At 73.3% G+C, this 21,945-nt stretch carries 14 protein-coding genes; 10 read left to right on the top strand and 4 right to left on the bottom strand.

Annotated features, from left to right (window positions below; genetic code table 11):
• Positions 1-19: 19 nt before the first annotated feature.
• Positions 20-1,213 carry a hypothetical protein gene (locus tag LZ198_RS24890; RefSeq protein WP_253974531.1) on the bottom strand — a complete coding sequence of 398 codons (1,194 nt, stop codon included), beginning with the start codon at positions 1,211-1,213 and terminating at the stop codon, positions 20-22.
• Positions 1,214-1,313: 100 nt separating this feature from the next.
• Between LZ198_RS24890 and LZ198_RS24885 the strand changes: the two genes are divergently transcribed.
• The 4 genes from LZ198_RS24885 (at position 1,314) to LZ198_RS24870 (ending at position 10,698) form a co-directional block, all read left to right on the top strand.
• Positions 1,314-4,406, top strand: a complete 3,093-nt coding sequence (locus tag LZ198_RS24885) for an MG2 domain-containing protein (RefSeq protein ID WP_253974530.1) — start codon at positions 1,314-1,316, stop codon at positions 4,404-4,406.
• On the top strand, positions 4,403-6,832 hold the full coding sequence (locus LZ198_RS24880) for an alpha-2-macroglobulin family protein (RefSeq protein WP_253974529.1): 2,430 nt from the start codon (positions 4,403-4,405) through the stop codon (positions 6,830-6,832). Before LZ198_RS24885 ends, LZ198_RS24880 begins: the two co-directional genes overlap by 4 nt.
• A gap of 215 nt (positions 6,833-7,047) precedes the next feature.
• Positions 7,048-8,097, top strand: coding sequence for a trypsin-like peptidase domain-containing protein (locus LZ198_RS24875; RefSeq protein ID WP_253974528.1), 1,050 nt, complete (start codon positions 7,048-7,050; stop codon positions 8,095-8,097).
• Positions 8,098-8,142: 45 nt separating this feature from the next.
• Positions 8,143-10,698: a hypothetical protein gene (locus LZ198_RS24870; protein WP_253974527.1), complete on the top strand. Its 2,556-nt coding sequence runs from the start codon at positions 8,143-8,145 to the stop codon at positions 10,696-10,698.
• Positions 10,699-10,958: 260 nt separating this feature from the next.
• Here LZ198_RS24870 and LZ198_RS24865 read toward each other — a convergent pair whose 3' ends face one another.
• Together LZ198_RS24865 and LZ198_RS24860 are read right to left on the bottom strand one after the other, a co-directional pair.
• A complete protein-coding gene (locus LZ198_RS24865) occupies positions 10,959-12,020 on the bottom strand; it encodes an esterase/lipase family protein (protein WP_253974526.1) in 1,062 nt (353 codons plus the stop codon).
• A gap of 102 nt (positions 12,021-12,122) precedes the next feature.
• Positions 12,123-12,935 (bottom strand): SDR family oxidoreductase, encoded by an 813-nt coding sequence (locus tag LZ198_RS24860; protein WP_253974525.1) that lies wholly within the window; start codon positions 12,933-12,935, stop codon positions 12,123-12,125.
• A 168-nt stretch (positions 12,936-13,103) separates the two neighbouring features.
• Here LZ198_RS24860 and LZ198_RS24855 point away from each other — a divergent pair, with 168 nt between their 5' ends.
• The 6 genes from LZ198_RS24855 (at position 13,104) to LZ198_RS24830 (ending at position 21,064) form a co-directional block, all read left to right on the top strand.
• Complete coding sequence (locus tag LZ198_RS24855; protein WP_253974524.1) at positions 13,104-13,778, top strand: MotA/TolQ/ExbB proton channel family protein; 675 nt, start codon at positions 13,104-13,106, stop codon at positions 13,776-13,778.
• A 2-nt stretch (positions 13,779-13,780) separates the two neighbouring features.
• Positions 13,781-14,209 (top strand): ExbD/TolR family protein, encoded by a 429-nt coding sequence (locus LZ198_RS24850; RefSeq protein WP_253974523.1) that lies wholly within the window; start codon positions 13,781-13,783, stop codon positions 14,207-14,209.
• Between the two features lie 10 nt (positions 14,210-14,219).
• On the top strand, positions 14,220-15,017 hold the full coding sequence (locus tag LZ198_RS24845; RefSeq protein WP_253974522.1) for an energy transducer TonB: 798 nt from the start codon (positions 14,220-14,222) through the stop codon (positions 15,015-15,017).
• A 132-nt stretch (positions 15,018-15,149) separates the two neighbouring features.
• A complete protein-coding gene (locus tag LZ198_RS24840) occupies positions 15,150-17,864 on the top strand; it encodes a TonB-dependent receptor (protein ID WP_253974521.1) in 2,715 nt (904 codons plus the stop codon).
• 1 nt (position 17,865) lies between these two features.
• A complete protein-coding gene (locus LZ198_RS24835; protein ID WP_253974520.1) occupies positions 17,866-18,792 on the top strand; it encodes a hypothetical protein in 927 nt (308 codons plus the stop codon).
• A 91-nt stretch (positions 18,793-18,883) separates the two neighbouring features.
• Positions 18,884-21,064 carry a caspase family protein gene (locus tag LZ198_RS24830; protein WP_253974519.1) on the top strand — a complete coding sequence of 727 codons (2,181 nt, stop codon included), beginning with the start codon at positions 18,884-18,886 and terminating at the stop codon, positions 21,062-21,064.
• Positions 21,065-21,074: 10 nt separating this feature from the next.
• Here the strand turns inward: LZ198_RS24830 and LZ198_RS24825 are convergent, their stop codons facing one another.
• Complete coding sequence (locus tag LZ198_RS24825) at positions 21,075-21,854, bottom strand: alpha/beta fold hydrolase (protein ID WP_253974604.1); 780 nt, start codon at positions 21,852-21,854, stop codon at positions 21,075-21,077.
• Positions 21,855-21,945 lie beyond the last annotated feature (91 nt).

Here is a 21,945-nt window from a genome sequence, read left to right as displayed (position 1 = left end):
CCTTCCCCGCGCGCGGGGACTAGCTGAAGGGCAGCGCCGCGAGCTTCTCGCGGAAGCGCTCCAGCAGGCCTCGCGCGCCGGACGCGTCCAGGCCCTCGGCGGCCTCCTGCCGCGCCTTGCGCAGGAAGCCGTCGAAGGGGACCGAGCGTCCGTAGAGCGCCGCCGCCGTGTCCACCGCGTCCGCGAGCACCCGCGCGGCGCCCGGCGAGTCGAGCGTCAGGTGCATCTCCGCCTGCTCCAGCTTGGCGCCGCACGAGGCCCACACCTTGCGGTCGTGCACGGTGAGCCAGGCGCGCGTCACCTCCTCCGTCGTCTCGTCGAGGAAGGCGAGGAACGGCTCGACGAGCCCGGGGAGCGCGTCCAGGGGCAGCTCGGCGCGGGTGCCCTCCTCCTGTGCGCGGGCGCGCAGGCTCAGCACCGCGTGCTTCTGGGGCGTGCGCAGGGCGACGGAGGCGGGGAGCGAGACGAACGCGGCCACGCTCTCCGCCACCTGCCGCGCGAGCGCGGGGCGCGACGTGGCCTCCGCCTTCGCCGCGCGCTCCAACCTCCCCTGGAGGGAGCGGCGCAGGTCCGCCGCCGCCGCGCGCAGGGCCGCGCGCGCGCCCACCTGGTGGACGTAGCCGGGCACCACGTCCTCGCGGCGCACGTCCTCGAAGGCCGCCGCGGTGAGGTACACGAGGTCGCCGATGCGCACGCGGAAGTCGGCGCGGAACGTCTGCAGCTCCGCCATCAGCGTCCAGCGGTCGCTCACCACCTCCGGGCGTCGCATCTGCTGGCCCAGCTCCGACACGCGCCGCGACAGCCGCTCCGCGCTGGCGTGCAGCACGGCCTCCACCTCCTGCGCCAGCCGCTCGTCGGAGCTGGCCGGGGGCGGCGCCCAGCCCTCGCCGCCGTTCCCCGCGGGCTTGGCGGGGGGCGGGAACTCCTTGTGGATGGCGGTGACGAGCTGGTTGACGCCCACCAGCGTGTCGCCGATGGCGGGCGCCATCGTCTCCCACAGCGCCAGGTCCGCGCCGCCGTCCGGCTCCACCGTGGTGGGCTCGTACTTCGCGATGCTCAGGTGCCCCAACCGGTCGATGGCCACCGCCGCCGCGCGGTGCACGCGGACGAGGCGGTCCGCCACGTGCCTGTCGGTGAGTGACTCGAGGAGCGTCTCCAGGCGGGCGGGCAGCGCGTCTGGAGGGATGCGGGGCTTGGGGATCGGCGGGGCCATGCGGCGGCGCACGCTAGCGCGCACGGCCCCTCGGAGTCGAAAGGCCCCGGCTGGGAGCGCGGCGCATTCCCGGCGTAGAGTCCTCTCCAGGGGAGAATGCATGAAAGACGGTTTTCGCCGGCGCCTGAAGGTGGCCGCGCTGCTGGCGCTGCCCTTGGTGGGCATCTGGGTCCTCGCGTCCTGGGACTTCTGCTTGTCGGCCCGGGTGCTGCGCGGGGTGCGCATCACCCAGTGCCCGGATGGCCAGTTCCGGCAGCAGGTGGCGGTGGAGGCGCCGGCGTTGGCGCGGGGGGTCGCCGGTGACGTCGTCGTCAGGGTGACGGCCCATGCGCCCGCGCGGGGCGTGGACGTGGTGATGACGGGGGAGGTGGTGCGCGGCTCGGCGGCGCTGTCCCTGGTGGACGCGGAAGGGAAGGAGACGCCGCTGCCCCCCGACGAGGCGTCCTCCTGGAAGCGCGACGACGACGGGGCGCTCCGGACCCGCGTGAGGCTGCCGGCGGTGCCGGACGGGGACTACCGCCTGCGCGCCCGGGTGGACACGTCGCTGGGCGAGGACGCGGTGGACGCGGTGCTGCCGCTCTACGCGCGGGCGGCGGTGCACGTGCTGACGGACCGGCCGCTCTACGAGCCCGGCAACGAGGTGCGCTTCCGGGCGGTGGTGCTGGCGGCGAAGGACCTGTCGCCGCTCGACGGTCGCCCCGGGACGTGGTTCGTGAAGGACCCGTCGGGCGAGGTGGTGCTGGAGGAGCGGGCCCCGGCGGGGCCGTGGGGCGTCGTGGCCGGCGCGCTGCCGCTGGACCGGGGCTCGCCCACGGGGACCTGGACGGTGTCCTGGGTGAGCGGCGCCGCGCAGGCGAGCGCCTCGTTCCAGGTGGAGCCCTTCACCCTGCCGCGCTTCAGCGTGGAGGCGGTGGGCGTGAAGCCCTACTGGCGCGCGGGGGACTCGCCGGAGGTGGAGGGGCGGGTGGTGTACGCCTCGGGCGCTCCGGTGGCGGACGCGGAGGTGGGGTTCGAGTGGGGCACGGGCGGCGCATGGCCGCCGCCCCCCGAGTGGACCGCGGGGGCCCTGCCCCAGCGCGCGCGCACGGACGCGGCGGGGCGCTTCAAGGTGAAGCTGCCCCAGGTGCCCCAGGACCTGCGCGGCACCAACGTGCTCTCCGCGGTGGTGTCCGCGCGGGACGCGGCGGGGGACCGGGTGACGGGCGCGGTGCGGCTGCTGCTCGCGGAGGACGCGCTCGCGGTGTCCGCGGTGACGGAGCTGGAGGACGGGCTGGTGGAGGGCTTCAACAACCGCGTGTACCTGCGCGCGCAGACGCCGGACGGCCGCGTGCTGCCGGGCGCGGAGGTCCGGGTGAAGCGCGAGTGGGACCCGCGCGACGAGGGCGTGCGCGCGGTGGCGGACGAGGACGGCGTGGCCTCCTTCCAACTGGACCCCGGCCCGCCGGTCAACGTGGTGGTGCCGCCCATGCCGGTGCGGCCCGTGAAGCCGCCGGCGCCGGTGCGCCTGTCCTGGGCGAGGGACCTGCTCGGGCAGGGCGCGGAGGTGTCCGCCCAGGACCTGGTCGCGCTGGAGGGCTGGCTGCCGTCGCTCGTGACGTGCGCGCGCTTCGTCAGCGAGAACGTGAGCACCCAGGACGTGGAGGTGGCCCTGCGCGCGGGCGCGGGGGGCGCGGTGGTGGACGTGGTGACGCGCGAGGAGCCGCTCGGCGCGTGTGTCGCCGGCGTCCTGCGCGCCCGGACGTTCCCGTCGGCGGGGGAGCGGGTGCTGCGGATGGGGTTGAGCCTGAACTCGATGGAGGTGCCGGGGTTGTCGCTCGACACCACGCAGGCCTTCGGCGAGGAGCGCCACGTGTCGGCGGTCCTGCGCGACGCGGCGCTGGACGCGCGCGCCTGCCTGCCGTCGAGGCTGGAGCGGACCGGGGTGTTCCCCGCGACGCTCGTGTGGCGGCGGAGCGCGCGGGGCGAGCTGTCGACGTCGTGGGTCCCCACGCCGAAGTCGGGTGACGCGGCGCTCGTCGCGGCGCTGCCCTGCCTCCAGGAGCGCTTCTCCCGGCTGCGCGCCGCGGAGGCGCCGAGGGCGGCCGGGGCCGCCGAGGGCGAGGCGATGGGGCTGGTGCGCTTCTCGGCGCATCCCGCCCGGAGCGTCCGCTCGCTCGACGCGCCCTCGGCCACCACCTTCCTGGGCTACGAGCTGCGGGTGTCCGCGAGGGTGGACGGGAAGGACGTGGGCGATACGAAGCTGACGCTGCGCCCGGCGACGCTGCCGCCCGCCCGGCTGCGCGCGACGCCGGTGCTGGCGAACGCGGGCGAGGAGGTGCGCATCGACCTGATGCGTGGCCCGGGCTTCTCGGGGGCGCTGCCCAGGGAGCTGGTGCTCCAGGCCGGCCCCCGCGCGCTGAAGGAGAAGCTGGCCAAGGGCGTCACGTCGGCGCGCTTCAAGCTGCCGGCGGACTTCGAGGGCTGGGCGGAGGCGCGCTGGGAGGGCGCGGTGGCCCGCGTCTTCGTGCCGCCGCGGGCCCGGCTCGCCGTGGAGGTGTCGCCGGAGCAGCCCGCGTACGCGCCCGGCGCGCTGGCGCGGCTCCTGGTGCGCACGGAGGTGGACGGCAAGCCCGGCGCGGCGGCGGTGGGCCTGTTCGGCGTGGACGAGACGCTCCAGCAACTGGCGCCGCTGCTCGGCCCGGATGCCCTGGGCGGCGTGCGCCCGGCGCCCACGGTGAGCCGCCCCGCGTTCGGCGTGCATGACGGACAGGCGCTGGCCATGGGACGCATCCGGGGCGCCAACGCGGCGGCCGCGGCGCTGCTGCGGGTGAGCGAGGTGCCCCTGCACGAGGCCGGGGAGCCCTGGACGTCGGCGAGCGCCACCACGGAGTTCTCCCCGGACGCGGAGCTGACCGAGCCCTTCTACGCGGTGCTCGGCGAGCTGCACGGGAAGGTGCGCGAGTGGGAGGAGAAGGCCCCGGAGGGCGAGACGCTGACGCCGGAGGGCATGGCGAAGCTGTGGGAGCAGGCGCTCGAGGCCTGCGCGGGGCGGGGGCAGAAGGTGACGGACGCCTTCGGACGGAAGCTGCGGCTGTCGCGGCTGCCACAGGACCTGCTGTCGCTGACGGACCCCCGCGCGGTGGTCTTCAACGGCACGCGGCTGCCGGAGGACGTGGAGAACTGGAACGCGTGGGTCGCTCGGGAGGCGCCATGAAGCGCACGGTCGTCGTGGGGGTGGTGTGTTTCGTCGCCGGGGCCCTGCTGCCGCTGAGCCTGGTGCTGTTCGTCCAGAGCTCGCCCGCGTCCTCCGGAGGCTCCGCGGGCGCGATGGCGCGACTGGCGCAGGCGGAGCGGGAGGAGGCGTCGGACGAGGTGTCGGCGAAGGCCGTCCAACCGCCGCCCGCCGCGGCGCCCGTCATGGTGGGCGGTGGCGGGCCCGGTGGCGCCAAGGGCGGCGGGAGCACCGTCTTCGGCTCGGCGGGTCTGGGCGGCGACCTGAAGAGCGCCCTCCGGAACATGTGGGGGCAGGGCGAGGTGCCGAAGGAGCCGGCGCCGGAGGCGGCGCCGAGCCGGGCCTGGTTCCCGGAGACCTTCCTCTTCGAGCCCCTGGTGGTGACGGACGCGTCGGGCAGCGCGGCGGTGCCGGTGCGCGTGCCGGACCGGCTGACGTCCTGGCGCGTGCTGGCGCTGGCCCACTCGCGCTCCGGCGCGCAGGCGGGGGCGGTCGCGCGCTTCGCGGGCACGTTGCCCACGTACGTGGACCCGGTGCTGCCGCCCTTCCTCCGCGCGGGGGACACCGTGCGCCTGCCGGTGCAGGTGGTGAACACGACGGACGCGCCCGTGGAGGCGCCGCTGAAGGTGGAGGCCACGGGCCTCTTGCTGGAGGGCGGGACGCGCACGGTGCGCGTGCCGGCGCGAGGCAGCGTGGTGGAGTACGTGACGGCGCGTGCGCGGGTCCCGGGGCCGGTGGTGGTGCGCGCCGCGCTGGGAGACGCGGACGCGGTGGCGCGCCCCCTGGACGTGTGGCCCACCGGCAGGCCGGTGGTGAGCCAGGTGAGCGGGACGCTCGCGGACGTGCGCGAGCTGGAGCTCCAGGGCCCCGCGGAGGCGGTGCCCGGCAGTGAGCGCGCGCGGCTCCAGGTGTACCCCGGGGGCCTGGGCGTGCTGCGCTCGGAGCTGGTCTCCGCGGGCGCGCGGACGGACCTGGAGGACGTGAGCTACGCGCTGTCGCTCATCGGCCGCGCGCCGGAGCTGCTGGCCTCGCTGGGCGAGGCCCAGGCCGCCGAGGAGCTGAAGTCCGCCCTCCTGGCCCCGTCGGGCACGCGTCCCGCGCGTCCGGAGGGCCCGGCGCTGGTGGACGCGGAGAAGCTGCGCGTGGCGTTGTCTCAGGCCACCCAGCGCGCGCTGCGGCTGGGGCGTGCGCCGGACACCGCCACGGCGGCGCTGCTGGCGGAGGGCGCGCTGGCGCACCCGTCCCATCCGGTGCTGGCGCGCCTGGGGGAGCGGCTCTCGCTCCAGGTGGCGAACGCGCAGCGGCCGGATGGCACGTGCACGGGGGGCGACGGCTGGTCCCTGCAGCGGGTGCTGGTGGCCACGGCGGACTGCGCGCGCGCGGTGCTGGCGGTGTCGGACCTGCCCGACGGCAAGCGCCGCGTGGCCCTCTTCTCCGCGCGGGCCTTGGGCGCGGTGGAGCGCAACCGCGCGCACGTGACGGATGGCTACACGGCGGCGGCGCTGCTGGAGAGCGGCGTGGTGACCGGCTCGCTGCGCGACGCCTTGCGCGTCCAGGTGCGGGAGGCGCTCCAGAAGCGGGAGGGCGGCGCGGTGGCCCTGCCCGTGGCGGCGGGCGTGCAGGGGGCGAACGGGCGCAGGCCGTCGGAGCTGGAGGCGACGGCGCTGGCGGTGCTGGCCCTGGAAGGCGACCCCCAGGCGCCGATGGCCGACCTGGGCACCACGCTGCTCGCCGGATACGACCCGGTGACGGGCTGGGGGGACGGTTACGCCAACCGCGTGGCGCTGCGGGCGATGCGGGTCCTCTTCAAGGATCCGCTGCCGGCCCAGGTCCGCGTGTCGCTGCGGCGCGACGGCCAGGTCGTCACCGAGGGCACCTATGACGCGAAGGCCCTGCGCGAGGTGCTGTCGCTGGAGGCGGCGGTGCCGGGCTCCGCGGGCCGTCACGCGTGGTCGGTGTCCGCGGACCCCGCCGTGCCCGGCCTGGGCTTCCGGTTGTCCCTGGCGGCGTACGTCCCCTGGAAGCAGGAGTCGCGCGACGGGCTCGAGCTCGCGGTGAAGGTGCCCGCGGAGGCCCGGGTGGGGCAGCCGGTGGAGGTGGGGGTGCGCGCCGTCGCGCCCTGGAAGACGCCGTTGGAGCTGCGCTACGAGCTGCCCGCGGGCGTGCAGGTGGACGCGGTGAGCCTCGACGCGCTGGTGTCCTCGGGCACGGCGTCTTCGTGGGACTCGCAGGACGGCGTGCTGACGGTGCAGGTGCCACCCCGGAACGAGGTGAACGCCTTCCAGGCGAACTTCCGCGTCATCCCCACGCTGTCCGGTGCGTTCCAGACAGGAGCCACGACCCTCCGGGGCATTGGCCAGCCGAGCATGCTCTCCTACGTACCTCCCGCTACCTGGGCGGTGCGCTGAGTGGCGGGGTCCCCTGGGACTTCGGCACGAGGAGGGTGTCTTGGGAAACGCGAGGGGTTGCTCCGAGTGTCCGCTCAATGGCGTCTGGACCCTGCACGTCAGGGCATGGTCATGGCGTCGGTGGCGGCTCCTCGACGGTAATGCGGGCAACCCGGCGGGCGTCCTGCGGCCGGGGCTGGCTTCGTCAGTGTCAGTGGTCCTCCTCGGGTGACACCATGGAGCTCGACGGCATGGAGCTCGACGGCGCGGAACGAGACGAGCTGTTGCTGGCCCTGTTGGGCGCCTTCCCCTCGGTGGAGGAGCTGCGCCGGGTGCTGGCGTCCGGCTGTCATCGGGACCTGGAAGCGCTCGTGCCGACGGGGGGCCCGAAGGAGCGGGCCTCCAAGCTCATCCACCGGGCGGAGTCGGAGGGCTGGACGCGGGAGCTGGTGACGGGGGTGCACAACGTGCAGCCGCGCCACCCGAGGCTGCACCGCTTCCTCCAAGGCTACCTGGCGTCCGTGCAGCGCAGCATCCCGTGGCGCAGCCTGGAGCGCATCGTCGGCTCGGCGTGGCGCGACGGCGGCGCGGCGGGTTGGCGGCGACGGCTGGCGGCCATCGAGCGGCGCGTCTGCCGGGTGGAGCCGGTGGTGGGCGCGTCGCTGGGCACGGGCTTCCTGGTGTCGCGCGACGTGGTGGTCACCAACTACCACGTCATCGAGAACCGGCTGCTGGAGTCGCTGCGCGTGCGCTTCGACCACAAGGTGTTGCCGGACCGGACGCTGCTCCAGCCGGGCAAGGAGTACGTGGTGAAGCGCTGCATCGCGCGCAGCACGTACAGCCCCGCGGACCTGATGCACCCGCGCCCGCGCGAGGCCACGCCGGACGAGCTCGACTATGCCTTCCTCCAGGTGGAGGGCGCCCCGGGCGAGGAGAAGGTGGACGGCGAACGCCGGGGCTGGCTGGAGCTGCCGGACGAGCCGGTGCCCTTCGTCCCGGGCTCCCCGGCGCTCATCGTCCAGCACCCCGAGGGCCAGCCGATGAGCGTGGCGGTGGACGAGTTCCTGGGCGTCAACGCGTCGCGCACGCGGGTGACGTATGGGACGTCGACGAGCCCGGGCTCGTCCGGCGCGCCGTGCTTCACCCAGGACCTGCGGCTGGTGGCGCTGCACCACAGCGGCGGTCCGCGCATGCCGTCCAAGATGGGGCACAACGAGGGCATCCCCACGGACACCATCCGGGAGAGTCTGTCCCCGGAGGTGCGGGAGGTGCTCGGCTGGGAGTGACGGGCGCGAACTGGAGGCGGGGAGTCCGGCTGCTATCGTCACTGGATGTCCTCCTCGTCCGACTCCCGTGCCCGGGGCCTCGTGCCCGGGCTGTTGCTGGCGCTGCTCGCCGTCGCGCCGTGGAACCCGGCGCGTGCGGAGTCGAGGTTGCGCGTGGCGGGGGCCACGGCGAACAACGAGGTGAAGCTGCGCACGACGGCGGAGGAGTTCCACGGCGTGCTGCGCGTGGACCTGGTGACGCCTCCGCCACCGCCGGACGCGGGCGTGGAGGAGGCGCTCGCGGGCGGCGTGACGGTGCTCGTGGACCCGTTGCAGGGCAGTGACGGCGCGCAGGTGCCGCTGACGGCGAAGGTGGTGGAGGCGGCGGACGGCGGTGTCACGGCGCCGGTGTCGCGGCGGGCGTCGCTGCACCTGGAGCTGTCCGCGAAGCTGCCCGCCCCGGGGGACTACTCGGGGCAGGTGGTGCTGGTGCACGCGGACGGACGCGAGACGACGGCCCTCACGCTGACGCGGGTGTTGACGGTGCCGGTGGTGCAGTTCGTCGCGCCGGCGCCGGCGCTGGCGACGCAGGGGGATTCCTGGGACGCGGCGGACGCCACGGTGCGGCTGGCGTTCAAGGAGACGGCGGGCGTGGGGGGCAAGGTGGCGGTGCCCCAGTTGCTGCCGCTCCAGCGGAAGACGGCCGACCTGGGCACGGCGCCCGTGCAGCCACGGCTCACGGGTGCGCGCTTCGCGCTGGAGGGCGCGGGGCCGGATGGGAAGGACCTGGAGCTGCCCGCGCGGGACGGGAGCATCGACGTGTCGCCGCATGGTGGCGGGACGCTGTTGTTGTCCCTGCGCGGCCTGGACGGGCCCGGGGAGTACACGGGCACGGTGCGGCTCGTCGTCCCGCATGGCGCGGCGGTGGAGCAGGGCTTCGTCGTCTGGGCGCGGACGCCGTGGCAGTGGGGCGCGCTGCTCATCGCGTTGGGGGCGGTGTGCTCGTATGGCGTGCGCCTGTATTCGCGCAACCTGCGGCCTCGGGCCCAGCGGTTGTCGCGGGCGCGGACGTTGCGCAAGCGCGCGGTGGTGCTGACGAACGGACAGGTGGCGGGGGCGCAGGAGCTGGGGCGGGTGCTGGTGTCGCGTGTCGACACGCTCATCTTCGAGATTCGCAAGCCGGTGCGAGGCATCCGCGTGGGGGACGCCGAGCTGGCGCGCGTGGAACCGGAGCTGCGGCTCTACGCGGCCTGGGGCGCGGCGACGCGGGAGCTCCAGGCGCTGCCCGAGGAGCTGCGGCCGGAGGCGGTGCGCACCCTGCTGTCCGGGGCCGAGGACGTGCTGCGCGCGGGCGAGGCCCCGGCGACGCGACTGGCGGAGCTGGTGACGGCGGTGCGCGCGCAAAACGTGACGGCGCTGGCGACGGCGGCGATGGGGGTGAAGCTCCAGGAGCTGGAGACGCAGGTGACGGCGCTGACGCAGCAGTTGGGCGAGGACCCCCTGAGCTTCCGGCTCAGCTACGAACTCCTGCCGAAGGTCCGGGCCGTGCGTGCCCGGGCCGCGAAGGGAGAGCTGGGGGCGGCGCGCGCGGAGTTCGAGCAGGCCCGGCGGGCGTACTTCGACATCCTGTGCGCGGAGCTGTCGGTGGCCGTCGCGTCCCCCCGGACGCCGCGAGGCTTCACGTTCGACGAGTGGCGGGAGCTGACCACGGAGGTGAAGAAGCGGCTCGAGCAGGCCCGGACCCGCGCCGACACGAGCGTGGACGAGGGCTTCGTGCTGTACCGGGGCGCGTATGCCCACTACGTGCGCCGGCTCATCCTCGAGCTGCGCGGGGAGGTCGCGGCGTTCCGCGCGGAGGTGACGTCGGACGCGCGCAAGGCGGCGCTGGACGGCGTCGACACGAAGCTGCACGAGGCGATGGCGAGCCTGGGCTCGGAGGCGCCGCACCTGGCCTCGGCGAAGTACCGGGAGGCGCGGGACGCGTTCCAGGCGGCGCAGGTGGGGCAGGTGAACGACGACGTCGCCGCGCTGCGCGAGGCCGTGGCGGAGAAGCGCGCGGAGGCGACCACGCCGGAGGCGCGCGCGGAGCTGGCGGCCCTCGACGCGCTGCTGAACGAGGCGGTGGCGTCGGCCGTGGAGTCTCCGACGGACGCCGCGCGGAAGGTGGCGGCGGCGCGGGCGCTGCTCGAGGCCTACCCGAGCCCGCCGCGCATGGCCGCGAGCCATGCCGGGCTGGAGTCCTTCTCCACGGCCGCGACCTCGGGTGACGCGACGGACGGGACACCCGTCGCGAGCGCGCCGACGGGGGGCAGTCTGCCCTCCCTGCCGGAGGAGGCGCCCGCGGCGGCGACGGAGGACTCGGACGCGTTGCTGGACGGGATGCCCCTGCCGGCGCCGAGGTTCATGTGGGTCGTGGAGCTGGGCGTGTTGGCGTTGCTCACGGTCATCGCCGTGGTGCTGGGACTCCAGCTCCTGAACGTCTTCTCACCCACCTGGGGTGGATTCGGGGCGGGGATGACCGCGTTCCTCTGGGGGTTCGGCCTTCACCAGGTAGGCAACGCCACGTTCGACGGGCTGACCGGGTTGATGGCGCGCGTGGAGCGACCGGGGGCCGGCACCTGACGCGCGGCGGGCGTCCATCAAGTCCAGCGTCACGTCCAGCACACCGCCGACGGCGCGGTTGACCCAGCGGACCAGGCTGTACGAGGTGGACACGGACAGGTCATGCACGGCGCGCACGGTCCGCACCGGCGCCTGGATGACGGGGATGCGCTCCAGGATGTCGAAGGGCCACGCGGACGTGTCCAGGTGGATGCGCTCCACGGCGCGGGTGCCCTCGTGGACGGCCTCCTGCACCAGGTCCTTCAAGCCTCGCCAGCGACTCATGCGGCCTCCGTCTCGAAGCAGGCGCGGATGCGCGCGTAGACATCCAGGTGGTGGGCGAGCGACACGTGGTCGATGCCGGTGACGACGCTGACGTTCTCCTGGGGGAACAGCGGCTCGGCGTCCACGTGTCGCGCGCGGCCCGCGGCGCTCGACAGGGGCACGACGCCGTCGCCGAGGAAGGCGGACAGCGCGTGGCTCTCCTCCTGTCCGAGCGCCCCGACGATGAGGTGGTGGACGATGCCGGGCGGGTGTGGCGCGGGTGGAGGCACCCCCGTGTCGCGTGGCGCCGCCCAGTCCTGCCTGCGCCACCGGCCGGAGCCCAGGTCCTTGATGCCGTCGCTGCGCAGGTCGGCGACGTCCGCGATGAGCTGCGCATACGGACTCGGCAGGACGCGGAGCACCTGGGCGATGACGTTGCCCACCCGCTCCAGCGGGCTCCCCAGGTGCGGCACGCCGATGGAGAACGAGCGGCGCACGTGCGACAGCCACGAGAAGCCGCGCTCCTGCGCCACGTGACAGGCACCGCGCAGCACCAGCCCGCCCATGCTGTAGCCGAAGAGCACCAGCTCGGTGACGGGGACGGGGAACTCCGTGACGAGCTGCTCGAGCAGATGGGCCAGCTGCTCGCCGTTGTCGGAGATGTGCAGGCCGGTGTTGTAGCGCAGGTACAGCGGGGTGATGCCCGCGTCACGCTTCAGCAGGGCGCCGTAGTTCACCAGCGGCTCGGTGGGGAACGCCCAGATGGCCTCGGTGACCGCCAGGCCATGGACCCAGACCGCCAGCCGCCCGGTGGACTGGGGATACGCGGCCCGCAGGGCTTCGCGCTCCACGACCACTTGCTGGCCCTCCAGGTGGAACCCCATGGGGATGGCCAGCGTGTTCCTCCGCCGGTGCAGCGAGTCCCCCAGCACGCCGTTGAGCACCCCGAGCGCGAAGTCCACGCCACCCCCCGGTGACTTCACCCGCGCCGGGACGGCGGTGGAGTCCGCCGAGGGGGACTCCAGCCGCGCGGACTCCGGTTCGGACCCAGGGCCTTCTGACGCTTCCGAAGCCATCATGAGTGCCTCCTCGCCCCATTGTGACACGTTGCGTCATCGGCTGTCGAATCCGCGGGTCCACGGGGGCTCGGCGGCTTGCCCGCATGGGGCGCGGCACGGGCCTCAGCGCTGCCGGGCCTGAATCGTCTTGTGCGTGATTCGGTCGAGCAGGCGGGGGGCGAAGAGCTTGAGCACCTGGCCCACCTTGCCCTTGGTGGTCATCACCACCTCGCGCTCCCGCGCTTCCATGGCGCGCAGGATGATGGCCACGCAGGTGCCCACGTCCATGTTGGTGCCCTGGGACTCGTCGTGCTTGCTCTGCTGGAGCGGCTTGCCGTCGCTGCCCAGGGCGTTGGCGCGCACGTTGGTGGCGACGAAGCCGGGGCACACCACCGTCACGTCGACGCCGGTGCCCATCAGCTCCACGCGCAGCGAGTCGAAGAAGCCGTGCATCGCGTGCTTGCTCGCCGCGTAGCCGGTGCGCGTGGGCACGCCCGTCTTGCCCGTGAGGGAGGAGATGGCCACCAGCAGCCCGCGCCGGGCCTTGAGGTGCGGCAGCGCGTGGTGCGTGCAGTACACCGAGCCCAGGTAGTTGATGCGCATCAGCCGCTCGAAGAGGCCCAGGTCGGTGATGTCCTCGAAGCGCGCGTCCATGGACACGCCCGCGTTGTTGACGAGCACGTCGACGCCGCCGAACGCCTCCACCGCGCGCGCCACCATGCGCCGGCAGGACTCCGGGTCACCCACGTCGGTGGCCACCGCCACCGCCTTGCCACCCGCGGCCTCGCACCGCTGCTTCACCCGCTGGAGCGCGTCCTCACCGCGCGCGGCCAGCACCAGGTTCGCGCCCCGCGCCGCGAGCGCCACCGCCAGCTCCTCGCCGATGCCCATGGAGGCACCGGTGACAACCACCGTCTTTCCTTGCATGGCGCTCATTCTCGCCCCCGGCTCCATGCCCGTCGAGGACGCCCTCGCGGTCCCTACCCCGAGTGAAGCCCACATGGCCGCACAGGGACCGGGCGCGAAGCAGATCCTCCGGGTGACACATTTCCCGGGGGGCGGTGTTCCCTTGCCGCCAACGCATTTCCAGAGGGGAACAACACCATGTCGTCCATCGCGGTCCTTGCCCAGGTTCCCGCCGAGAACCTGGGGTGGCTCAGCAGCAAGCTGCTCGGCGTCACCCTGACTTCCGCCGAGTGGGTCTTGTGGATCCTGGTGTGCCTGTCCGTCCTCTCCATCGGCATCATGTTGGAGCGCACGGTGTACTTCATGCGCAACCGGCTGCCGGACTCGGAGCTGCTCGCGGTGCGGCTGGCGCGCGGCGAGCTGGAGGCGGTGCGCGTGGCCATCCAGGGCAAGCGCGGCATGGAGGCCGCCATCATCCGCGAGGGCCTGGCCTCCTCCGAGCAAGGCGCCGACACCGTGGAGCAGGTGATTGCCTCCACCATGGCGCGCGAGCGGCCCCAGTACGAGCGCTTCCTGTCGTTCCTGGGCACGCTGGGCAACAACGCGCCGTTCATCGGCCTGTTCGGCACGGTGCTCGGCATCATCAAGGCCTTCCACGACCTGGGCTCGATGGGCGCCAAGGGCGCGGCCATCCAGCAGACGGTCATGGCCGGCATCTCCGAGGCGCTCGTCGCCACGGCCGTGGGCCTCGCGGTGGCGATTCCCGCGGTGGTGGCCTTCAACATCTTCAACCGCCAGCTCAAGACGCTCACCAGCCGCGCCAACGCGCTGGGACACGCGCTGGTGGGCACGCTGCGCGCGGAGGTCCGCTAGTCATGGCCGGGAGCGCGCAGGACAACGACGAGGAAATCACCGGCATCAACGTCACGCCGCTGGTGGACATCGTGCTGGTGCTGCTCATCATCTTCATGGTGACCGCCAACTTCATCGTCCGCGAGACGGTGGAGGTGGACCTGCCCCGCGCGGCCAACGGCGGCGAGACGGTGCAGGGCCTGGTCAACGTGGTGCTCGACAAGGAAGGCAAGCTGTACTTCGACGGCACGGAGGTCAGCGAGGCGGACCTGTCGAGGAAGGTGGCGGAGGCGGTGGCCAAGGACAAGGACACCCGCGCCATCATCAGCGCCGACCAGACCATCGCGTACGGCCAGGTGATGCGGCTCATCGACACCGTGAAGGGCCAGGGCATCGCGAAGTTCGCGCTCAACATCGAGAAGGACGCGGCCCCCGCGGCGCCGCGGGGCTGACGGGACGGCCATGAGCGTGACGGTGCTCGACAATGTCGCGGGGCTGGTGCCCCGCCGGAGCGGCAACGGACTCCTGCTGGGGTTCGTGTTCGGCTCCTTCGCGCTGCACGGGATGGCGCTGGTGGTGCTGCACACGCGGCCGCCGGAGCGCCCCGCCCCGCAGCGCCCCGTGGAGCTGGTGATGGTGGAGGTGCAGAAGCCGCCCCCGCCGCCCCCGCCTCCCGAGGTGAAGGAGGCGCCCAAGCCCGCGCCGCCTCCGCCGCCCAAGCTGCGCGTGCGGCCCCCGCCGGTGAAGGTGGCCGAGGCGCCCCGGCCGCCTCCGCCGCCGACGGAGGCCCCTCCGCCTCCGAACGAGACGCCGCCTCCGGCCGCGAAGCCCGCGCCGCTCGTGGTGGGCATGTCCATGTCCTCCACGACGAGCGGAGGCTCCTTCGCCGCGCCGGTGGGCAACACCCTGTACGGCCGCACCGCGGACCGCGCCAAGGCGCCGCAGGAGGTGAAGGCCTACAGCGCGCCGAAGTACACGCCCATCTACCAGGTGGACAGCGAGCCGCAGCTCGCCAGCGAGGTGAAGATTCCGTACCCGGAGGAGGCCCGCCGCGCCGGCATCGAGGGCACGGTTTCGATGTCCATCACCATCGACCCGGAGGGGCGCGTGGTCGACGTGAAGGTGCTCTCCGGCCCGGGCCATGGCCTCGACGAGGCGGCGCGCGACGCCATCAGGCGCTTCCGCTTCAAGCCCGCCATCAAGGGAGGCGAGGCCGTGTCCACCACGATGAAGTACGCCTATACGTTCTTGCTCGATTGAAGTTTCGCTCCCGTTCGGGCACCCAACCACTCCACGGCTCGTCATGTCCGCCGGGCCTCCACCACGTCCCCACTCCGCCCCATTGCTGGCGGGAGCACGTCCTGATTTCCCACCCCTTGGTCTGACCCTTCCATGTCCTCGAACGTGAATGCCCGCGCGGCGCTCGCCGCCGCCTCGCTGCTGGTGGCGGCCCCGGTGCTCGCCCAGGCCCCCCAGGCCGACGCGCCACCCGCCGCGGCCCAGCCGACCATCACCAGGCCCCCACAGCTCGTGCAGCCCGTGGAGGCCCAGTACCCGCCGGAGGCCTTGAAGGAAGGGCTCACCGCGTCCGTGCGCCTCATCATCACCATCGCCGAGGACGGCGCCGTCTCCGACGTGCAGCCCACGGAAGCGGTGGGCCACGGCTTCGACGAGGCCGCCATCGCCGCCGTGCGCCAGTTCCGCTTCTCGCCCGCGGAGGTGGACGGCGTGCCCGCGCCGGTGCAGGTGGAGTACGTCTACCACTTCACCCTCGAGGCCCCGCCCCCCGCGGAGGGGACCGCCGCCGCCGAGGCCGAGGCCCCCAAGGCCACGCTCACCGGCACGCTCATCTCCCGAGGCAGCCGCTCGCGCGTGCCGGGCGCCACCGTGCGCTGCGGCGACGAGGCGGACGCCGCCGAGGCCCTGTCCGACGCGGACGGCCGCTTCACCCTCGAGGTGCCCCCGGGCGAGTGCGCCGTGCGCGTCATCGCCTCCGGCTTCCAGCTCTACCAGACGAAGGAGACGCTGAAGGCCAACGAGACGACGGAGGTGAACTTCTACCTGGCGCCCGCCGGCAGCCCCTTCGAGACGGTCGTGCGCTCCGCGCGGCCCAAGAAGGAGGTCGTCCGCCGCACGGTGACGCGCGAGGAGGCGCAGAAGACGCCGGGCACCTTCGGCGACCCCATCCGCGTGCTCCAGGCGCTGCCCGGCGTGGCGCGCGCGCCGTTCATCTCCGGCGACCTGCTGGTGCGCGGCTCCAACCCGGGCCAGACGGCCACGTTGATGGACGGGGTGCGCATCCCCAACCTCTTCCACCTGCTCGGTGGCCCGTCGGTGGTGAACGCGGAGTTCATCGACTCGCTCGACTTCTACCCGGGCGGCTACGGCAGCCAGTACGGCCGCGCGGTGGGCGGCGTGGTGGACGTGACGACGCGCAAGGGCGCGGCGGACACGGTGCATGGCTCCGTCAAGGTGGACCTGCTCGACGCGGGCTTCTTCCTCGAGGCGCCCGTCACCGACGGCATCAGCGTGGCGGCGTCCGCGCGGCGCTCGTACATCGACACCCTCCTGCCCGCCGTCCTCCCGAAGAACGAGGGCGAGACGCTGTCCATCGTCCCCGTCTACTGGGACTACCAGTTGCGCGTGGACTTCGGCGCCAAGCGGGGCACGACGCCCGAGCCCGGCACCGCGCGCAACACCGGCTACATCATGGCCTTCGGCAGCGACGACAAGCTGAAGCTGGTGACCGGAGGTGAGGAGACGGACCGGGACATCTCGCTCGATACGCGCACCCGCTTCCACCGCGTGAAGGGTGACTGGACGTACCGCAAGGGCGACTTCACCTCCGTCTTCACGCCCTACGTCGGCCTGGACTACTTCGACATCTCCTTCGGCCAGTACATCGAGCACGACGTCATCTCCTCGCTGGGCGCGCGCGAGGTGATGACGCTGGACGTGTCGTCGCTGCTCACCCTGCGCACCGGCCTGGACGTGTACTTCGAGCACGTGAAGGTCGACGTGCAGGCCCCCGCCCCGGGCGGCACCGAGTACGTGCCGTTCCCCGGCAACGACCCCGTCTCGGAGCTCATCCACGAGGAGCCCGTCATCAACGGCTTCGACGGCGCGCTCTTCGCGGAGGCGGACTTCAAGTTCGGCGCCTTCACCGTCACGCCGGGCTTGCGCGGCAACTTCCAGCGCGTGAACGGCACGCGCAACTGGCTGCTCGACCCCCGCCTGTGGCTCCGCTACACGATGAGCGAGCGCACCGCCATCAAGGGCTCGCTGGGCCTCTACAGCCAGCCGGCGGACACGTACCAGTTCATCTTCTCCCCGTACGGCAACCCGCTGCTGGACTACCAGCGCGCCTTCCAGACGAGCCTCGGCGTGGAGCAGCGGCTGGGCGAGACGTGGAACGTGGACGTCACCGGCTTCTTCAACCGCCGGTTCGAGAACGTGGTGTCCCCCGGCGACCTGCGGCCGACGAGCAACGGGAGCTTCGTCCAGGACCGCTTCGTCAACATGGGCATCGGCAAGGCGTACGGCGTCGAGCTGATGGTGAAGAAGGAGCGCGCGTCCGCCACGGACAAGTGGTCCGGCTGGCTCTCGTACACGCTCAGCCACGCCGAGGATGGTCGCGCGGGCGCCAAGCCGCGCGGCGACAACCCCCTGGGCCAGGACGGCCCGCCGGGTTCGGACGAGGAGACGTACGGCCTGAGCCCCTGGGACCAGACGCACATCCTCACGCTGGTGGCCAACTACATCCTGGGCAACGGCTGGGAGGTCGGCGGCCGCTTCCGGCTCACCACGGGCCGTCCCACGACGCCGCTGACGCATCCGCACGACATCTACGACTCGGACACGAACAACTACCAGCCCACGTACGGGCCCTTCCGCTCCGCGCGCACCTCGAGCTTCCACCAGCTCGACGTCCGCGTGGAGAAGGGCTGGCGCTTCGACAACTGGACCCTCGCGCTCTACATGGACGTGCAGAACATCTACAACGCGGAGAACGTCGAGTTCATCTTCAACGACTACCGCTACCGCAACGACGTGAAGATTCCGGGCATCCCCATCCTCCCCGTGCTGGGCGTGAAAGGCAGCTTCTGACATGGACATCCGACTCGAGCTGGGAGGCTTGCTGCTCGTCGCGCTGGGCGCCGTCGCCTGCGTCGACCCGGACGACAAGGCCTCGAACGTGCACGACCTGCGCGTGCTGGGCATGGCCGTGGAGCGCCCGGAGCTGATGGCCCCGACGTGCGAGTTCACCGCGGAGGCGCTGGAGGTCTTCACCGAGCAGGTGACGTTCCGCGCGTTGCTGGTGGACCCGGCCGGCGAGGGGCGCTCCCTCGACTACGCGTTGTGGGCGTGCGCGGACCCCGAGGACACGATTTGCGAGGACGCGTCGCAGCGGCTGCTGCTGGCGGAGGGCACCACGACGGCGGGCGAGCTGGCGCTGCCCATCCGCCCGGGCGCCACGGTGCTCCCCGACGGCTCGCTGCTGCTCGACAAGGTCCGTCAGGCGGACCCGTATCAAGGTTACGGCGGGCTGCGCATGCCGCTGGTGCTGAACGTGCGCGCGGGGGGCGAGGCCATCTTCGCGATGAAGCGGATGGTCTTCAGTTGCCCGGCGGTGCCGGGGATGGAGGCCAACCAGCAGCCGGTGCTCCAGGGCCTCACGGTGGAGGGCGCGGCGTGGGACGACGGCGCGCTGCCCACGTTGACGGGCAAGGGCACCTTCGTGGTGCGGGCCAACGACGTCTCCGCGCTGGAGGAGTCCTACGTGGTGCCCGGCCTTCGCAAGGAGGCCGTGTCGCTCAAGGAGGCGTGGACCATCACCTGGCACGCGACGCTCGGGGAGTTCACGCCGGAGGAGACGGGCAGCGCGGACTTCAACGGCCAGCCCGGTCGCCACCGCACGGAGTGGGAGCCGCCGGAGAAGGGAGCGGTGGCACAGGAGGTCACCTTCTGGGCGGTGGTGCGCGACGGGCGGGGAGGCAGCTCCTGGCTCATCCGCAAGGCGCGCTGGACGCCGTAGCGGCGGTGGGATGGCGGATGGCTCGCAAGGGGGCGGCCATCCGAGATATGCCCCGGGTGCCGGACCGGCGGCTGGAGTGGGTGGGACGCGGATGATGAAACGGAGCACAGCGCGCGGATGGGGACGCGTCCTGGGGATGCTGGCCGTGGTGGGTCTGGTGCTCGTGGGCCCGGACTCCCGCGCGGCGCGGCGCCCCGAGGAGCCCGAGGCCACCTTGCGGCGCTTCGCGCTCATCGTCGGCTCCAGCGAGGGTGGCCCCGGCCGCGAACGGCTGCGCTACGCGGGCTCGGACGCGCTGGCCATGTCCCGCGTCCTGGAGGACCTGGGCGGCGTCGCGCCCGCGGACCGCGTGCTGTTGCTGGAGGCGGACCGCGACGCGCTGCTCACCGCGCTGGAGCGGCTCAAGGTGATGGCGGAGGGCGCGGTGACGCCCGGGCTGCGCCGCGAGCTGGTGCTGTACTACTCGGGCCACTCGGACGCGGACGGGCTGCTGCCGCGCGGCGAGCGCCTCTCCTACGACGACCTGCGCCGGCTCTTGGGCCAGGTGCCGGTGGACGTGCGCATCGCCATCCTCGACTCGTGTGGCTCCGGCGCGCTCACCCGCTACAAGGGTGGCCTGCGGCGACCCTCGTTCCTCACGGACGTGTCCTCGCAGGTGCGCGGGCACGCCTACCTCGCCTCCAGCTCCGCGGACGAGGTGGCGCAGGAGTCGGACACCATCGGCGCGTCCTTCTTCACGCACTTCCTCGTCACCGGCCTGCGCGGCGCGGCGGACACCACGGGGGACGGCCGCGTCACGCTGCACGAGGCCTACCAGTTCGCCTTCCACGAGACGCTGGCGCGCACGGAGCGCTCCCAGGGTGGTCCGCAGCACGCGGCCTATGACATCCAGCTCGCGGGCAGCGGCGACCTGGTGATGACGGACCTGCGCGGCACGCCCGCGCGGATGCTGGTGGCGGAGGAGGTGCAGGGCCGCCTCTTCGTGCGCGACTGGGGCAACCAGCTCGTCGCGGAGCTGCAGAAGCCCGCGGGGCGGCGGCTGTCGCTGGGGCTGGAGGCGGGGCGCTACCGCGTCATCCTGGAGCGCCCGTCCCAGCGCTTCGAGGCGGAGCTGACGGTGACTCCGCGCGGCGAGGCGGAGCTGCGCGTGGGGGACTTCGTCCCGGTGACGCTCACGCGCACGGCCGCTCGCGGTGGCGCGCCCGTGACGGACGCGCCGCTGGCACCGCGCGAGTCCTCCTCCTCGCGGGCCGACATGCCCACCGTGGCCTTCAACCTGTCGCTATTGCCGCCGCTGTCCACGTCGGCGTTGTGGGGCGGCAGCGGCTTGAACCACGTGGCGCTGGGCGGGTTGGCGGTGCGCTCGCTCCAACTGCGCGGCCTGGGGGCGGCGGGTGGCATCGGCTGGGTGGACGGGACGATGGAGGGCGGACAGGTGGCCGGCATCGCCAACGTGGCGGGCGGCGAGGTGCTGGGCGCGCAGCTCGCGCTCGGCGGCAACCTGGCCTTCGGCGGCGCGACGGGGGCGCAGCTGGCCGCCATCATCAACTACTCGGAGCGGGACTTCTCGGGGCTGCAGCTCAGCGGCGTGGGCAACCGCAGCGACGCGAGCATGCACGGCCTCCAGTTCGCCGGTGGCGTCAACATGGTGGAGCGGCTGTCCGGCATGCAGATGGGCATCTTCAACCTCGCGGGCAGCGTGTCCGGCGCGCAGGTGGGCCTCATCAACGTCGCGGGCAACGTCCGCGGCGTGCAGCTGGGCATCATCAACATCGCGGACGACGTGTCGGTGCCCATCGGCCTGTTGAGCCTGGTGCGCAAGGGCCGCATCGCGTTCGAGATCGGCGCGGACGACGTCACGCCGCTGTTCGTGGGCGTCAAGTACGGCAGTCAGACGGTGCACGTCACGGCGAGCATCGGCGGCGACTCGTGGAAGGAGTCCTGGCGCACGTTCATGATGCTGGGCGTGGGCGTGCACCTGCCCTTCGGCATGGCGGACCGCTACTACCTGGACGTCGACCTCGCCATGGGCAGCTGGCAGCCCCAGCTCTTCGGCGACGGCACGAAGAACAACCTCTACCGGCTGCGCGCCAGCGTGGGCTGGGAGCTGAAGCGGCGCTTCGCGCTCTTCGGGGGCCTGTCGCTCAACGCCTACCACCCGCCGGAGGAGGACCCGGACGACGACGTCACCTGGCTGCCGCAGTGGAAGACGGGGCGCGGACCTTCTGGCACGCGCATGTGGCCCGGCTTCCTGATGGGCGTGCGCATCTGACGCGTGGGCATCAGGCCGCGAGCAGCCACTCCAGCAGTTGCCGGGCGCCGTCCACGTGGACGAAGTGGCCCGCGCCGGGAATCGTGGCCACGGGGCAGCCCGCGGCCTCCAGCCGCGCGACGTCCGCGTCCGACACGTAGCGTGAGCGGCCGCCGCGGATGCAACGCATGGGGGGCCGTCCCGGGCGCTCCACGGCCTCCCACAGGTCGGTGCCGTTGACGCGCGAGTGCAGGTCCGCGAGCGCCTGCCGGTCGAAGCGCCAGCGCACGCCCTGGTCGTCGCTGACCAGGTTCATGAGCAGCCAGTCCGCCAGCCCGTCCGACAGGCCCTTGTCGGTGAGGGTGGCGCGCATCGCCTTGCGGTTCTCCGCGCGCGCCGGGGCCTGGAGGAGGATGCCCAGCACCATGCCGCTCTCGGAGAGGTCGTAGGGGACGGGGCCGGGGGCGATGTCCAGCAGCGCCACGCGGGAGACGGCCTCGGGGACGTGCAGGCTGGCGGCGAGCGAGACGCGTCCGCCGAGCGAGTGGCCCACCCAGTCGAGCGCGCCGGTGAAGCCCTGGGCGCGGGCGGTGTCCACCACGTCGCGGGCGACGGTGAAGAGGTCGGCGCCCGGTGCGGGAATGGGGGAGGCGCCGTGGCCGGTGAGGTCCGGGAGGAGGAAGCGGCGGCTCGGGTCCGCGGCGCTCCACGCCGTCGCGAGCGAGCGCAGGTTGCGCCCCGTGCCGAGGAAGCCGTGCAGCAGCACCGTGGGCACATCGCCCGTTCCCACCTGGAAGCTCTCGAGGACCACGCGCGTCACACCTTTCGTCTGTCCGCCGCCGGGCGGCTTGACCCGGCGGGGGCCGTGTCGCTTCATACCCCGAACGCTCCTTTCGACGAGG

It is taken from the genome of Myxococcus dinghuensis (assembly GCF_024198235.1).
GTDB lineage: Bacteria > Myxococcota > Myxococcia > Myxococcales > Myxococcaceae > Myxococcus > Myxococcus dinghuensis.
The sequence above is the reverse complement of the archived record's forward strand: the minus strand, read 5'-3'. Positions and strand labels throughout refer to the sequence as shown.